15 protein-coding genes are annotated in these 14795 nt (G+C 63.8%); 11 read left to right on the top strand and 4 right to left on the bottom strand.

The genetic code is table 11. From position 1 onward, the window contains the following. Positions 1-97: 97 nt before the first annotated feature. The 5 genes from fdhA to AR689_RS23360 all read left to right on the top strand — a co-directional run bounded on the left by fdhA (position 98) and on the right by AR689_RS23360 (position 6151). Complete coding sequence (gene fdhA / locus AR689_RS14725) at positions 98-1315, top strand: formaldehyde dehydrogenase, glutathione-independent (RefSeq protein WP_062073816.1); 1218 nt, start codon at positions 98-100, stop codon at positions 1313-1315. A 104-nt stretch (positions 1316-1419) separates the two neighbouring features. After that, positions 1420-2631 carry a molybdopterin molybdotransferase MoeA gene (locus AR689_RS14720; protein WP_062071319.1) on the top strand — a complete coding sequence of 404 codons (1212 nt, stop codon included), beginning with the start codon at positions 1420-1422 and terminating at the stop codon, positions 2629-2631. Between the two features lie 128 nt (positions 2632-2759). Then, positions 2760-3566, top strand: a complete 807-nt coding sequence (locus AR689_RS14715) for an IclR family transcriptional regulator (RefSeq protein WP_062071317.1) — start codon at positions 2760-2762, stop codon at positions 3564-3566. A 366-nt stretch (positions 3567-3932) separates the two neighbouring features. Then, positions 3933-5963 carry a BCCT family transporter gene (locus AR689_RS14710; protein ID WP_231745536.1) on the top strand — a complete coding sequence of 677 codons (2031 nt, stop codon included), beginning with the start codon at positions 3933-3935 and terminating at the stop codon, positions 5961-5963. A gap of 44 nt (positions 5964-6007) precedes the next feature. Further along, entirely contained in the window at positions 6008-6151 is a 144-nt protein-coding gene (locus AR689_RS23360) for a hypothetical protein (RefSeq protein ID WP_197412891.1), read from the top strand. 89 nt (positions 6152-6240) lie between these two features. Here AR689_RS23360 and AR689_RS14705 read toward each other — a convergent pair whose 3' ends face one another. Next, a complete protein-coding gene (locus tag AR689_RS14705; protein ID WP_062071313.1) occupies positions 6241-6921 on the bottom strand; it encodes a fasciclin domain-containing protein in 681 nt (226 codons plus the stop codon). 224 nt (positions 6922-7145) lie between these two features. Between AR689_RS14705 and AR689_RS14700 the strand changes: the two genes are divergently transcribed. Continuing rightward, entirely contained in the window at positions 7146-7727 is a 582-nt protein-coding gene (locus tag AR689_RS14700) for a GNAT family N-acetyltransferase (RefSeq protein ID WP_062071311.1), read from the top strand. 48 nt (positions 7728-7775) lie between these two features. Here AR689_RS14700 and AR689_RS14695 read toward each other — a convergent pair whose 3' ends face one another. Beyond that, complete coding sequence (locus AR689_RS14695; protein WP_062071309.1) at positions 7776-8573, bottom strand: IclR family transcriptional regulator; 798 nt, start codon at positions 8571-8573, stop codon at positions 7776-7778. Between the two features lie 149 nt (positions 8574-8722). On the opposite strand from AR689_RS14695, the gene AR689_RS14690 reads away from it, so the two are divergent. The 3 genes from AR689_RS14690 to AR689_RS14680 are packed head-to-tail and all read left to right on the top strand — an operon-like array spanning position 8723 to position 11384. Next, entirely contained in the window at positions 8723-9454 is a 732-nt protein-coding gene (locus AR689_RS14690) for a CoA transferase subunit A (protein WP_062071307.1), read from the top strand. 20 nt (positions 9455-9474) lie between these two features. Beyond that, a complete protein-coding gene (locus AR689_RS14685; RefSeq protein ID WP_062071305.1) occupies positions 9475-10173 on the top strand; it encodes a CoA transferase subunit B in 699 nt (232 codons plus the stop codon). Then, positions 10170-11384: an acetyl-CoA acetyltransferase gene (locus tag AR689_RS14680; RefSeq protein ID WP_062071303.1), complete on the top strand. Its 1215-nt coding sequence runs from the start codon at positions 10170-10172 to the stop codon at positions 11382-11384. Before AR689_RS14685 ends, AR689_RS14680 begins: the two co-directional genes overlap by 4 nt. A gap of 69 nt (positions 11385-11453) precedes the next feature. Here the strand turns inward: AR689_RS14680 and AR689_RS14675 are convergent, their stop codons facing one another. Both AR689_RS14675 and AR689_RS14670 read right to left on the bottom strand, forming a co-directional pair. Beyond that, on the bottom strand, positions 11454-12158 hold the full coding sequence (locus AR689_RS14675) for an ankyrin repeat domain-containing protein (RefSeq protein ID WP_062073815.1): 705 nt from the start codon (positions 12156-12158) through the stop codon (positions 11454-11456). Between the two features lie 9 nt (positions 12159-12167). Beyond that, on the bottom strand, positions 12168-12740 hold the full coding sequence (locus AR689_RS14670) for a GlcG/HbpS family heme-binding protein (RefSeq protein ID WP_197412890.1): 573 nt from the start codon (positions 12738-12740) through the stop codon (positions 12168-12170). Positions 12741-12935: 195 nt separating this feature from the next. Here AR689_RS14670 and AR689_RS14665 point away from each other — a divergent pair, with 195 nt between their 5' ends. Further along, positions 12936-14168, top strand: coding sequence for a sensor histidine kinase (locus AR689_RS14665; protein WP_062071301.1), 1233 nt, complete (start codon positions 12936-12938; stop codon positions 14166-14168). Continuing rightward, the gene (locus AR689_RS14660) at positions 14165-14791 is read left to right on the top strand and encodes a response regulator (protein WP_062071299.1); all 627 of its coding nucleotides are present in this window, start codon (positions 14165-14167) and stop codon (positions 14789-14791) included. The genes AR689_RS14665 and AR689_RS14660 overlap by 4 nt, the downstream gene beginning before the upstream one ends. Positions 14792-14795: the final 4 nt, after the last annotated feature.

The raw sequence follows: 14795 nt of genomic DNA, 5'->3' as shown, positions 1-14795 counted from the left end.
CGGTGCCTGAAACCTGGGGAGGTATTTCCTCATCGAAGCACCGCTTTCGGATCATTGGGCAGCATTTTCAGTAACAGCCAAAGAATAGGGAGTGACCATGTCAGGAAACAAAGCAGTCGCCTACAAGGAACCCGGTGTCGTTGAGATCATCGACACTGACTACCCAACGTTTGAGCTCAAAGACGGACCGGGCGTCAACCCTGCCAACGTCGGACGGAAGGTGCCGCATGGCGCGATCCTCCGGACGGTGACCACCAACATCTGCGGTTCGGACCAGCACATGGTCCGCGGCCGCACCACAGCCCCGAAGGACCTTGTCCTCGGCCACGAAATCACTGGCGAAGTGGTGGAGGTGGGACCCGACGTCGAGTTCATCAAAGTAGGTGACATCGTCTCGGTCCCGTTCAACATCTCCTGCGGACGCTGCCGGAATTGTAAAGAGCAGAAGACCGGTATTTGCCTCAACGTCAACCCGGACCGTCCCGGCAGCGCCTACGGCTACGTTGACATGGGTGGCTGGGTGGGCGGCCAGGCCGAGTTCGTGCTGGTCCCCTACGCTGACTGGAACCTGCTGCGCTTCCCGGACCGCGATCAGGCACTGGAAAAGATCATGGACTTGACCATGCTCTCGGACATTTTCCCCACCGGCTTCCACGGCGCCGTCACTGCCGGCGTGGGCGTGGGTTCCACGGTTTACGTCGCAGGTGCCGGGCCCGTGGGTCTCGCCGCCGCCGTGGGCGCACAGCTGCTTGGCGCCGCCGTCGTGATTGTGGGCGACATGAACGAGGACCGGCTGGCGCAGGCGCGTTCCTTCGGCTGCGAAACCGTCAACGTGTCCAACGGTGATCCCAAGGAACAGATCGCACAGATCCTGGGAGTTCCGGAAGTGGATTGCGGCGTGGACGCTGTTGGCTTCGAAGCCCGCGGTCACGGCAAGGATGCCTCCCACGAAGCACCTGCCACCGTGCTGAACTCCCTCATGGACATCACTGCCGCCGGCGGCTCCCTGGGTATCCCGGGTCTCTACGTCACCGGCGATCCGGGTGGAATCGACGAGGCCGCCAAGCACGGCTCCCTCTCGCTGTCCCTTGGCACCGGGTGGGCCAAGTCCCTGTCCTTCACCACCGGACAGTGCCCTGTGATGAAATACAACCGTCAGCTGATGATGGCCATCCTCCACGACAAGGTACAGATCGCCAAGGCCGTCAACGCCAAGGCCATCCCCCTCGAGGATGCTCCGCGCGGCTACGCCGAATTCGACGCCGGATCGGCAACAAAGTTCGTACTGAACCCCAACGGCTACGTTAAGGCCTAGTTCATTACACATAACTGATACCGGGGACTGCGCGGCAAGTAGTACGGGAAGGCCGTGCAGTCCCCGGTGTCTGCATCACACCTCACTTCAGGAAGCGGGCATCAATGCTTGCACAAGCAACGTGTACCGAGGCCCTCACCTGGGCCGATGCGCGGCAACTGGCTTACCACTGTGCCGCGCCGCTCCCGTCCTTGTCGGTCAGCCTCCGCGACGCAATCGGCGGCACCTTGACCAGCCCCGTCGTCGCGCAGCAGGATCTCCCCCACTATGCGTCATCAGCCATGGACGGCTGGGCTGTTAACACTTCTGGCGACGGACCATGGATCCTGACGGCGTCCGGCATGCCGCTCGCTGCGGGTCAAGCGAGCGTGATCGCCACCGGCGGGCTCGTTCCCAGCGGTGCCACGGCAGTCGTGCGCAAGGAAAGCGGGTTCGTCTCCGACGACGGGCACCTCTCGCTCAGGCACGATTCAAGGCCGGGCGAGACACTCCCCGGCCGCCACATTCGCCCGGCCGGAGAAGAAGCCACAGCCGGCGATGTCCTCATACCCGCCGGCACCCTCCTCAATCCGGCCCACATTGCCTTGGCCGCTGTGGCGGGCCACGACCACGTGCGGATACAGCGGAAGCCGCGGGTCGCCGTCGTACTTACCGGTTCGGAAGTAGTCACCTCGGGTGAGCCTGCGCCCGGACAGGTCCGCGACGCCTTCGGTCCCCAACTGGATACCGTCGTGTCGCAACTCGGCGGGGCGCCCGGCGGACAACTCAGGATCGGCGACTCGTATGACGAGTGGATGGCGGCGTTAGGCGGCGCTCCTGGAGGCTCACTTCCCGACGCCGACCGGCCCGACGTCATCGTTACCACCGGCGGAACCGGGAAATCCGGCACGGACCACTTCCGCGATGCCGTTGCCGCTCTGGGCGGCAGGCTCCTCCTCGACGGGGTGGCCATGCGCCCGGGCCATCCGGCAGTGCTGGCAGAACTTCCTGATGGCCGTTTCATCGTGGGACTGCCAGGGAATCCGCTGGCCGCCATGATGGCGCTCATGACCCTGGGAGAGCCCCTCCTGGCCGCCCTGGGAAACAGGCCGCTCCAAGAGGCCCGCCTCCTGACGTCCGGGGCCGACATTGATCCCGACCCCGGGCGTACACGGCTCATGCCCTGTGCCTTGATCCACGACCTCGTGTTTCCGGCGTCCCACACGGGTCCGGGCATGATGCGCGGGCTTGCTTGGGCAAATGGTTACATGGCTGTGCCTCCTGAAGGTGTGGCAGCCGGCGCGCCCGTTCCCGTGCTGCCGCTGCCGTGGGGGTAAACCATGCCAGTCCGCCTGAGGTGAAAGGGGCCGCGCGAAAGTCCGTCTAGGATGAGGGGCAGACGAGCGTGCAGGCCGGACTCGCTACCCAGTCAGGGCGGCCTGCCTGGACAACGACACGAGGCATCATGGCCGCACGGAATAACCCGGACATCGATAAGGACGCGGACGCCCAAGGCGGCGGCGTCCAATCAGTGGACCGTGCGCTCCAGATCCTTGAGATCCTTGCCCGCGAAGGCGACGCCGGAGTGAGTGAAATCGCCGAAGAAATGGGCATCCACAAATCCACCGTGTCCAGGCTGGTGGGCTCCTTGGTCAACCGCGACATCGTCCGGCAAAACAGTGAGCGCGGCAAGTACCAGCTGGGCTTTGGGATCCTCCGCCTCGCATCGTCCATACCTGGCAGGCTCAGTGTGGTGCATGAGGCTCGTGAAGTTCTTGAAACATTGGCAGCCGAGTACAAAGAAACCGTCAACCTGGCCGTCCTGCGGTCCAACTACGCCGTCAACGTGGACCAGGCGATGGGGCCCTCAACGCTGGCCACCTACGACTGGGTGGGGAGTTTGACGCCGCTGCACGCCACCTCCAGCGGCAAGGTCCTCCTTGCCGCTTTGACCGCCGATGAAAGAACCCAGGTCTTCAAGGCAGTGGGTTTGCCTGCCCGCACGCCACGGACAGTGACAAACCGCGGGGAGCTGGAAAAGCAACTGCTTGACGTGGCCCGCAACGGCTACGCCACCGTCCACGAAGAGTTTGAAATCGGCCTCACAGCCGTTGCTGTGCCCATCTACAACCACGCGGGCAGCGTTATTGCCGCCGTCAGCATTTCCGGCCCGGCGTTCCGCTTTTCACCCGAGGAACAGCCAGGGCTCATCGATGGCCTACGGGAGGCCGGGCTGAGCATCAGTGCCCGCATGGGTTACAGGCAGCGGTAGCTACCGCTCCCTCACCATCGGGAGGGCATTCGCTGTCTTCTGCCGCCTCTTCATGGACGCGCTATGCGCAACCCGCTCCATGATACGCAACGTTTCACTTTCAGCCAATTGATATATCAATCTGCTGTTAAAGAGCATAAATCCCTTGACTTTGGATGTGACGGAGCGCACTCTGTTGCATAGCGCGGATGTTGTTGATTCCTGCGGAACACGCCTTCAGAGCACACACCGACGATTCGACCACCCCGTCCAACGAACCAGAAGAGGTGCATCATCCCTACCGCCTGCCCGCTCCGTGACCGCGCACCATTCACCAAGGCCTCGTAGAAATGCAGGCTCATGACACGCCGAGCAAAGGACCCGCTCATGGCTACACACAGTGACACAAAACCGCTGACACCCGAGGAGTTACCTGCCAACGATCCCGCGGCAGGCACCCCGGCTGCAGCCAGCCCAACCAACCCCGCCCGCGCGGAGAACCCTGAAGCAGTCATCAGGGTCTCCCCCGACGACACCAACCTGGCAGCCCTCAACGCCGAGGGTGGAGGCGCAGAGCCCCTTTCCGATTCTGTAGAACACGAACAGATCATGGAAGAACTGCGCCACGCCAAGACCGAGCAGGCCGTATCGGCCCGCCGGAACCGCAAACTTACCCTCGACAAAGTCACCTTCGGGATCACGGGCGCCATCGCCGTCGCCTTCGTGGTCTGGGGCTTTGTGGGACGCGACAGCCTCTCCGATACTTCCAAAGGTGCCCTGAACTGGGTCATGGAGTACACCGGCTGGCTCTTCATGGTCCTCGCCTCATTGTTCGTCGTTTTCGTCCTGTGGCTTGCCCTCGGCAAATTCGGCAACATCCCACTGGGCAAGGACGGCGAGAAGCCAGAGTTCCGGACTGTCTCCTGGGTGGCCATGATGTTCGCCGCCGGCATGGGCATTGGCCTCATGTTCTACGGCGTGGCCGAACCTCTTTACCACTACATCTCGCCGCCGCCGGGAACAGTGGATGGCCGCACACCGGCAGCCATCCAGACTGCCATGGCCACGTCCATCTTCCACTGGACCCTGCACCCCTGGGCCATGTACGCAGTAGTCGGCATCGCCATGGCCTACGGCACCTACCGTCTGGGCCGGAAGCAACTGGTTTCCGCGGCCTTCACCTCACTCTTTGGCATCCGCATGGTGGAAGGGCCGCTGGGCAAGTTCATCAACATCCTGGCCATCTTCGCCACGCTCTTCGGAACCGCCGCCTCGCTGGGCCTCGGTGCCCTGCAGATCGGCAGCGGCATGACGTCCAACGGGTGGCTGGGTGAGATCGGCACTCCCGTGCTGGTGGTCATCGTAGCGATCCTGACCTTCTGCTTCGTGGCATCAGCTGTTTCCGGCATCAGCCGCGGCATCCAGTGGCTGTCCAACATCAACATGGTGTTGGCAGTTGTCCTGGCCCTCATTGTGTTCGTAGCTGGCCCCACCCTGTTCATCCTCAACCTGATCCCCTCGGCCGTGGGTGACTACGCCCGTGATGTGGCGGAAATGGCCTCACGAACCGAAGCCGTGGGAGATGACTCCCTGCGCAGCTGGATGACCAGCTGGACGATCTTCTACTGGGCTTGGTGGATCTCCTGGACGCCCTTCGTAGGAATGTTCATCGCCCGCATCAGCCGTGGCCGCACCATCCGCCAGTTCGTCACCGGCGTGCTTCTGGTGCCCAGCGTGGTCAGCGTGATCTGGTTCGGCATCTTCGGCGGCGCTGCATTCCACGTTCAGCAAGAAGCGGACAAAGCCGGAACTCCAGGGCTTGTGACCATGGTGGACGGCGCACCCTCCATCAACTTCGATGGCGCCCTCTTCGACCTCATAAAGAACCTGGGCATGCCTGGCTGGGCTACCGCAGCCGTCATTGTGCTTGCCATGGTCCTGGTGGCGATCTTCTTCGTCACCGGTGCCGACGCAGCCTCCATCGTGATGGGATCCCTCAGCTCCAACGGCGCGGAGCACCCGCGTCGAGGAGTGGTCATTTTCTGGGGAAGCCTCACCGGCGCAGTGGCAGCTGTCATGCTGCTTGCCGGCGGCGACAAACCATCGGAAGCGTTGTCCGGCCTGCAACGAGTGACAATCGTGGCTGCCCTGCCCTTTGTGATCGTCATGCTGCTGCTCTGTTTCGCCTTGGTCAAGGACCTTCGCCGGGATCCCCTGCAATTGCACAAACGCTTGGCCACCTCAGTGGTGGAACGGGCCATTCGCACAGGCGTTGAGCAACACGGCGGCGTTCAGTTCGACCTCGTCACCCGGCACGACTGCGCTGAAAAGTGCACGGATTCCGATTGCGCCGGGGCAACACCCACCGGAACCATCCCTCTGGTGGGCAAACCCCAGCTGGAATCCGACGACAAATAGCCCGGCTTTCGCCAACACCCGTTTACTCATCAGGAAGGTCCACCATGCCCACTTCGTCTGCCCAAGATGTGACCCTTACCTTGGACTCATCCAAGCCCGTGACCGTCCGGATTGAGGTTGACCACTGCCCCTGCGGATCGGACCACAACAGGGCCGGTTCCTACGTCGACAGCGACTTCGGCCGCTAACAGCACCACACAACACAGCAGGCGCCGGATTCCGGCGCCTGCTGTGTTGTGTCTACTGCTGTGTTGTTGCTACTGCCAAAGCCGAGGGCTTATTTGGGCATCAGCACCGAGTCGATCAGGTAAACCGTGGCGTTGGCGGTCTTTACGCCACCGCAGATCACGTTGGAAGCTCCGTCAACCGTGAGGGCATCCTTGGTGCCGGCAACCGTCACTTCGCCACCCTGGACAGTCTTGTGGGTGCCGACGATCTGGTCCGGGGTCAGCTGACCGGGGACTACGTGGTAGGTGAGAATTTTGCTCAGCAGGGCATCGTCCGTCTTGAGCGTCTCGATTGTTGCGGGGTCGATCTTCGCGAAAGCGTCGTCAACCGGTGCGAAGACCGTGAATTCGCTGCCGTTCAGGGTGGAAACAAGGTCAACCTTGGGGTTGAGCTTGCCGGAAACAGCGGCGGTCAGGGTCTTGAGCAGCGGGTTGTTCGATGCTGCCACGGCTACCGGATCCAGCGCCATGCCGGCTACCGAACCGGCACCGTCAGGAACCTGTGCGGCGTAACCGGCGCAGCCGGGGCCCACGAGGTTAGCGGCCGGATCCATGGCTGCGCTGCTCATGGGGGAGGAGGACGGCGACGGTGCCGCCATGGAGGTTTCCGGAGCAGCTGAGGAAGCTGCCGGGGTGCTGGTGGTGCTTGAACCACCACAGGCCGTAAGTCCGAGAAGGGCGGCTGCAGTGAGGCCAACGAAGGCGAGGGCGGGGCGCTTTGTGGACAACATGTCATTCTCCTTGTTTTTGGAACCAGGGCGTTGGATCCATTGGGTGGCGGGACACGGGCTGCGGGTGCTGCTTTTGCTTCACCTGCGGTTTGTGTCTCACCAGCTATTCGGAGGCTGGGACGGGGTGGATGGGTCCGGATTGAAAAAGTTTTTTAAACCCGGGAATCCCTGGCAGTACGCTCCGAACCGTTGCCTGCGTCCAGCCCCGATGACAGGATGGCCGCATGGCTATCGAGGTCCGCCCCGCAACGGTGTTCGATGACGTGAAGACCATGGTGGGGCCCAAGAATCCCGATTCCAACGTGTGCTGGTGCCTGAGTTACAGGATTCCGTCCAAGCTGAACCAGGAGCTCCAACAACAGGAACGCGGAAAGTTCGTGAAGAAGCTGGTGGCCGAGGACCCTCCGCCGGGCGTTTTAGCCTACGATGGCGACGACGTGGTGGGGTGGGCAGCGGTTCACCCTCGCGCGGACACCACGTTCGCAAAGAACCGCAAGATTCCTCAGGTGGATGAGAGCAACGTCTGGTCGGTCTGGTGCATCCGGGTGCGGCCCGGGCATCGCGGGAAGGGTATCTCCCACGAACTCCTGCGCGGGGCCATCGACTTCGCGAAGAGCCACGGAGCGCCCGCCATTGAGGGGTATCCCGTGGACAATAAGGGCGCCAAAGTGGACCTGACCATGGCGTACGTTGGCACCCGCAGATTGTTCGAGAAGGCGGGCTTCACGAAGGTGACCGGGACGACGTCGGTCCTCAATGGTTTCCCGAGAGTGCTGATGCGCCTGGACCTCCGCTCCCCCAACTAGGTAGCAGCTCAGGTCGTTCTCAGCGCTGGGAACGACCTGATCTGCGACTCAGTTGGGTTGGGGGCCTTGTAACCGCGCCGTCATTCGGTGCGCTTCCTCGAGCAGCATCTTGCCGAGGAACTCCTGGCGGTCCGGGCGGAATCTGGGTTCAATTCCCGTCAGGGAGAGAGCCCACGCGGGCCGTCCCTGTTGGTCGAAGACGGCGGCGCCCATCCCCCAGCTGCCCTCAAGGATCAGCCCGGGATTGACGGAGTATCCAGTGAGCCGGGTCTGTTCCAGATTTCCCCGCACCACCTCTGCGGGATGACCCACGGCGAACTCCCCGGCATGCGCTGGCCAGTCCTCCAACAGGAGTTCCCGTTCTTCGGGAGGCAGGAAAGCCATGATGGCTGTTCCGGCAGATGCCACTCCCAACGGGAAACGCACGCCTTCATGCAGCACGAAGGACCGCACCGGAAACGAGCCTTCCTCGCGCAGAACGCACACTGTCTCGTTGCCACGGCGGATGGAGAAGAATGCACTCTCCCCCGTTTCGGCTGCCAACCTGCGCAGCGAAGGCCTGGCGATGTCCTCCATGGGGAACCGTGCAGCAGCCACCGAGCCCAGCAGGAAGATTTCCGGTCCCAAGACCCACTTCCCGGAGGCGGAGTCATGTTCCAGCAAACCCTCCGCAGCCAGAGACGTCAGCAGCCGGTGCACCGTGGGCCGGGTCAGGCCGGACTCCCGCACCAAACCCGCCAGAGAGGTTCCTTCGGGCTTGCGTCCCACCAGCCGAAGCAGCAGGGCCACCCGGCCTACCACTTGCGCTCCCTGAACAACCACAGCATCCTCCAGCAAAGATTTCATCCACAATATGGACAGCTCTCATCCTACCGTCCACACCCTGAGTAGCTAGACCTCCCGGCCGTTGACTGCCTCACCAGACGAAACCTAGGCTCGACCTCAAGAGACAACGCAGTCCACAAAGTGGATACAGACTCAAAGAGGAGCACAGCATGGCCAAGATCCAACACAGCGCAGCCCAAGCGCTCCATGACCTGATGGCCGACGGCCTCACCATCGCCGTCGGCGGTTTTGGCCTGAGCGGCATCCCCGCAGACCTCATAGACGCCGTCCGGGAATCGGGCGCCAAGGACCTCACCATCGTGTCCAACAACATGGGCGTGGACGGCAAGGGTCTTGGCGTCCTGATTGAGGCGGGTCAGGTTCGCAAGGTCATCGCTTCCTACGTGGGCGAGAACAAGCTCTTCGCCGAGCAGTACCTCGCCGGCCAGTTGGAGGTCGAGTTCACGCCGCAGGGCACGCTCGCCGAACGTCTCCGGGCCGGCGGCGCCGGCATCCCCGCGTTCTACACCCGCACGGGGGTGGGCACGTTGGTTGCCGAAGGCAAGCCGCTGGAAGAGTTCGACGGCGTGACGTACGTCCGCGAGCGCGCCATCACCGCCGACGTCGCCCTGGTCCATGCCCACACCGCCGATACCGACGGCAACCTGATCTACCGCTACACGGCCCGGAACTTCAACCCGGTGGTGGCTACTGCAGGCGCAGTAACCATCGCCGAGGCCGAGGTCATTGTGCAGCCGGGCGAGCTGGATCCCAACCACATCGTCACCCCTGGCGTGTACGTGCAGCGGCTGGTTCAGGCGACGGACCGGGTCAAGGATATCGAACAGCGCACAGTCCGGCAGCGCGCTGAAGCACGGCGCCCCGAAGCACTCACGGTCTAACGAACAAGGAGCACATCACCATGGCATGGACACGTGACACCATGGCCGCCATCGCGGCCGAAGAACTCAACGACGGCGACTACGTCAACCTCGGCATCGGCATCCCCACGCTGGTGGCCAACAACCTGCCCGACGGCGTGCGGGTGGTCCTCCAGAGCGAGAATGGCCTGCTCGGAATGGGCCCGTTCCCCTATGAGGGCGAGGAAGACGCGGACCTTATCAACGCAGGCAAGCAGACCGTTACCATCACTCCCGGCGGGAGCATTTTCGACTCCGCTACCTCATTCGGCATGATCCGCGGCGGGCATGTGAAAGTGGCCATCCTGGGTGCCATGCAGGTGTCCGGCTCCGGGGACCTGGCCAATTGGACCATCCCCGGCAAGATGGTCAAGGGCATGGGTGGGGCCATGGATTTGGTGGCCGGGACACCGCGGGTGGTGGTCCTCACCGAGCACAACGCCAAGGATGGTTCGGCGAAGATCGTCACCGAATGCACGCTCCCGCTCACGGGGCTCAAGTGCGTTGACCGGATCATCACGGACCTGGCGGTTTTCGACATCGAAGAAACGCACGACGGCGGCACGCGGCTGCTACTGACCCGCCTCGCCCCGGGCGCCACGGTGGAAGAGATCCGCAGCAAGACCGAGGCTGAGTTTGCGGTGGCGCTTGCCTCTGAAGAACCCACCGAGGAACACACGTTTGAAGGAGCACACGCATGAGCCTGAAGGATCAGTTCGGCAAAGACATCCTGCTCACGGGGTGGGGCCACAGCAAGTTCGGGAAGCTCACTGATGACACCCTGGAGTCGTTGATCGTCCAGGTGGCCGGCGAAGCCATCAAGAACTCCGGGCTGGACCCCAAGGACATTGACGAGATTTACCTGGGGCAGTTCAACTCCGGCATGCAGCCGCTGGGCTTCACGTCGTCCTTGGCGCTCCAGCTCTCCGCGGACCTTGCCAACGTTCCCGCAACGCGCACTGAGAATGCCTGCGCTTCGGGGTCTGCGGCTTTCCAGCAGGGCGTCAAAGCCGTCCTCGCCGGAACCGCCCGGAATGTCCTGGTGATCGGGGCGGAGAAAATGACCGACGCCGGCGCGGACGTCGTGGGCGCGGCCCTCCTCGGTGCTTCGTACGAGATGGCCGGCAAGGCGTCCTCCACCGGGTTCACCGGCCTGTTCGCAGAGGTAGCCAAGCACTACGGGAAGCGATATGGCGCGGCAATCAGCGGCCCGGGTTTTGAGGGCGGCCTCGGCGATGTCTTGGGTTCCATCGCTGCCAAGAACCACCGCAACGGCATGGACAACCCGTACGCCCAGATGCATCGGGATTTCGGCGTGGAGTTCTGCCGCACCATCTCTGAGAAGAATCCCATGGTGGCCGATCCCCTGCGCCGCACTGACTGTTCGCCGGTCTCCGACGGTGCTGCCGCCGTCGTGCTTTCCACGTCCGCTACCGGAGGCGCAACCGCGCCCGTGCGCCTGGCTGGTTTCGGACACGCCAACGATTTCTTCCCGGCGGAGAAACGCGACCCCACAGAGTTTGCGGCCACCCGGGCATCGTGGGAGCGCGCCCTGGGCATGGCGGGCGTCGGCATCGAGGGCCTGGACTTCGCCGAGGTGCACGACTGCTTCACCATCGCCGAGCTCATCATGTACGAAGCCATGGGCCTCACTCCCCGCGGCGAAGGTGCGCGAGCCATCCAGGAGGGGTGGGTCTATAAGGACGGCAAGCTTCCCGTCAACGTCTCCGGCGGACTCAAGGCGAAGGGCCACCCCGTGGGCGCCACTGGTGTGTCTCAGCACGTCATCGCCGCGATGCAGCTCAGCGGGACCGCGGGCGACATGCAGTTGCCCGCGGCCCGCCGTGGCGCGGTTCAGAACATGGGCGGCGTGGGCATCGCCAACTACGTGAGCGTGCTGGAAGCGCTGTAGCACCCAAGTAGGTAGCAGATCAGGTCGTTCCCAGCGCTGAGAACGACCTGAACTGCGACCTAGTTGGGATTAGCGGGACCGGATCAGGGCCGCGATCTCCGTGAATCCGAGCCGCTCCGCGTTCTGCAGGGCGGTTCGGCCTTGGGGGTCGCGGATGTCCGGGTTGGCTCCGGCCGCGAGCAGTTGCCGGACCACGTCCTGCTGCTTGGGTCCGCCGTTATTGAGCAGGATGGCTTCCTGCATGGCGGTCCAGCCCAGGTTGTTGACGTGGTCCACGGGCACACCAGCTGCGATCAGAATCCGAACAGTTTCCGTATGCCCATGCTCGCTCGCCGGGATCAGGGCCGTGCCGCCGTACCGGTTGATGCTGCGCACGTCCGCCCCGGCCGCCAACGTCAACTGCAGGACCTCGTTGAAGCCCTCGGCGCCGGCGTAAAGGAATGCCGAGTCCTGGATGTCGTCCTTGGCGTTCACGTTGCCTCCCGCCGCGATCAGCTCACGTACCTTCGCAGCGTCGTTGGCCTTCGCGGCGAGGATCAGGAGTCGGTCGGTTTCGATTTGGGCCTCCGGTGAGAGTTTGGGCGGCGCTGTGACTGTGGGCGGCGCTGTGACTTTGGACGGTACAGCCGACGACGACGGGACGGGACTGGCGGTCGACGCTGCGCCTGAGGTGGGGGCTGATTGAGTCGAAGCCGGGCTGGAAGGCGCGCAGCCGGCCACGAACCCGGCGATAAGAATTGCCGATCCCAGGGCCAAACCGCGCGCGTTCCGCATGTTCACAGGCTACTTCGCTGCCACGGCCAAGGCATCGGCACCGGCGGTTGCGCAGGCCTCATCAAGTGCGCCGTCGGGTGCACCGCCCACGCCGATCCCGGCAACGGAAACGCCGTTGACCTTCAGCGGGACGCCGCCGGCCAGGAACAAGGTGCCCGGGAGGTCGGCGATGGAGGGACCGTTGCCGTTGATGCGCTTGGCGAGCTCGCTGGTGGGGGCGCCGAATGCAGCTGCCGTGTAGGCCTTCTGCTTGGCGGCTTCGATGGTGTGCTCTGCGGCGTTGTCCCCGCGGAGGAGTGCCTGGACGGTGCCGAAACGGTCAACCAGTGCCACGGTGACGAACGGCAGCTTGTCCGCTTGGCATTTGGCGAGCGCAGCGTTGACGGCTGCGCTGGAGGCGCCCACGGAGATGCGGTTCTGCGCTACAACGTTCTCCGGTGCCGGCTGAACTTCTGCGGCGACTTTCACGGGTGCGGCCGGCGCGGCTGCGGGCGACACTGCGTTTGCCACGGCAGTTACACCGCCGGTGAGCAACAATGCTCCGGCAGCGGCGGCGGCGATCATCTTGTTGGACTTCTTCACAGGGTTCTCCTCGTAGTTAGCTTCGGGTACGTCTCCATGCTTTCGCGAACCGTCCCATGCCACATCGGCCGGGCGCCGTTCCCAGGCTCAGCCTTTCCGTCACCGGTATCAGCCAAAAGGTGGAGAGACCAATGACTGCGCGGGATCTAGCATGGAAAGAACGCCTTCCACCGATACCCGGAACGGGAACCACCCATGGCAACTGCTCAACTACGGCAAAAACCCAGCAACCAGCCCAGCACCCGGCTCGATGGCCGTATTGATGCCGTGGTGCACGCAGGCTTTGCCGTCCTCATGGTGTCCTCCGCAGTCCGGTACGTCATGCGCCACTCCCCCGCGGACAACGTGTGGACCGTTGCTTTGGCCGGGGCCGTGTGCGCGCTGTATGCGGTGACAGCGGTGCTGGCTCACCGCCAACCACCGGGCCAGCGCGCACACCAGCTCTGGATTCCGTGGATGGTGGCTTTGGTGGCAGCGTGGGCCGCGTTGGTGGTGGTCGCCCCGAGCTTCGCTTGGTGTTCCTTCGCCATTTTCTTCCTCACGCGCACGGCGTTCCGCGGGTGGGCCGGTTACGTGGCGGGAGGCGCGACGGCGGCCGCTACCGCCGTCGGGCTCTTCCGGATGAGCGGCTGGACGGACGTCGCCATGCTGCTGGGCCCGCTGGCTGCGGGCGCGCTTCTGACCCTGATTTACGACAAGATTGAGCGCGACGCGGCACTGCAGCGCAAACTTTTCGACGACGTCACTCAAGCCCAGGAGCAACTCGCGGCGAAGCAACGTGAGGCGGGAATTGCCACCGAACGCGAGCGCGTCTCACGCGAAATCCACGACACCGTCACCCAGGGCCTTGCCAGCAGCTTGCTCCTCCTCGAGGCGGCCCAGCGCTCCTGGCCAGCCGACACCGCCCACAACGACGTACGCAAGGCAACAGATTTGCTCCGGCGAAACCTTGCCGACACCCGCAGCCTGGTGCACGAACTCTCCGCGCCAGGCCTTGAGACGGGGCCGCTCCCCGAGGCACTGGAACACGCGGCGCGGCAGTACTTTGAGACCGTCAGCGTCCACGTCACGGGCGAGCCTCAGGTCCTTCCTTCCGAGGTGCGGCACGCCCTGCTCCGCGTCACCCAGAGCGCCGTGGCCAACATCAAACTGCATGCCCGCGCGGACCACGCCAGCGTGACACTGGGGTTCCTCCCGGACGCGGTCACCTTGGACGTGTTCGACGACGGCCGCGGCTTTGATCCTGCAGCGGTACCTCCGGCGTCGGCTCACGGAGGATACGGCCTCCGCGCCATGCGGCAGCGGGTTGAACAGTTGGGCGGAGAATTGTCTGTGGAGAGCTCGCCCGGTGAAGGAACCATCATCGCGGCGCAGTTCCCGCTGGCCGGGATTGCCGATCCGGGAAACGCCCTGAAGGAGGCCCTGTGAACACCATCTCCGTGGTCCTCGTCGATGACCATACCGTGGTCCGGAGCGGACTCAAGGCACTGTTGGGCACCCAAGCTGACATCGCCGTCGTCGGGGAAGCGTCCTCCGGTGAGGAAGCCCTGAAAGCTGTTCAGGAGCATTCGCCCGCTGTAGTCCTCATGGATTTGGCGATGGGCGCCGGAATGGATGGGATCGAAGCCATCAAGCAACTCCGTCAGCGGAACCCGAAGCAAGCCGTCATCGTCTTCACCACCTACGATTCCGACGCCGACATTGTGCGCGCCGTGGACGCCGGAGCCATGGGTTATCTACTCAAGGACGCCGCCCCGGAAGAGATCTTCGCAGCAGTTCGGGGCGCGGTGCAGGGGAAAAGCGTGATGAGCGCGCCAGTGGCGTCGCGGCTGTTCCAACAACTGCGGAATCCGGACGAGATCCTCACCCCCCGCGAAGCCGAACTGCTCAGCCTCCTGACCGAGGGCCTCAGCAACCGGGACCTTGGAAAACGGCTCTTCATTTCCGAAGCTACCGTCAAAACACACCTCGCCCACATCTACGCGAAACTCGGCGTCGAAACCCGTGCCGCAGCAATTGCCACAGCTATCCGGCGCGAGGGGATGCGGTAAAGGC

This window comes from Arthrobacter sp. EpRS71 (assembly GCF_001512285.1).
Lineage (GTDB): Bacteria > Actinomycetota > Actinomycetes > Actinomycetales > Micrococcaceae > Arthrobacter.
The sequence above is the reverse complement of the archived record's forward strand: the minus strand, read 5'-3'. Positions and strand labels throughout refer to the sequence as shown.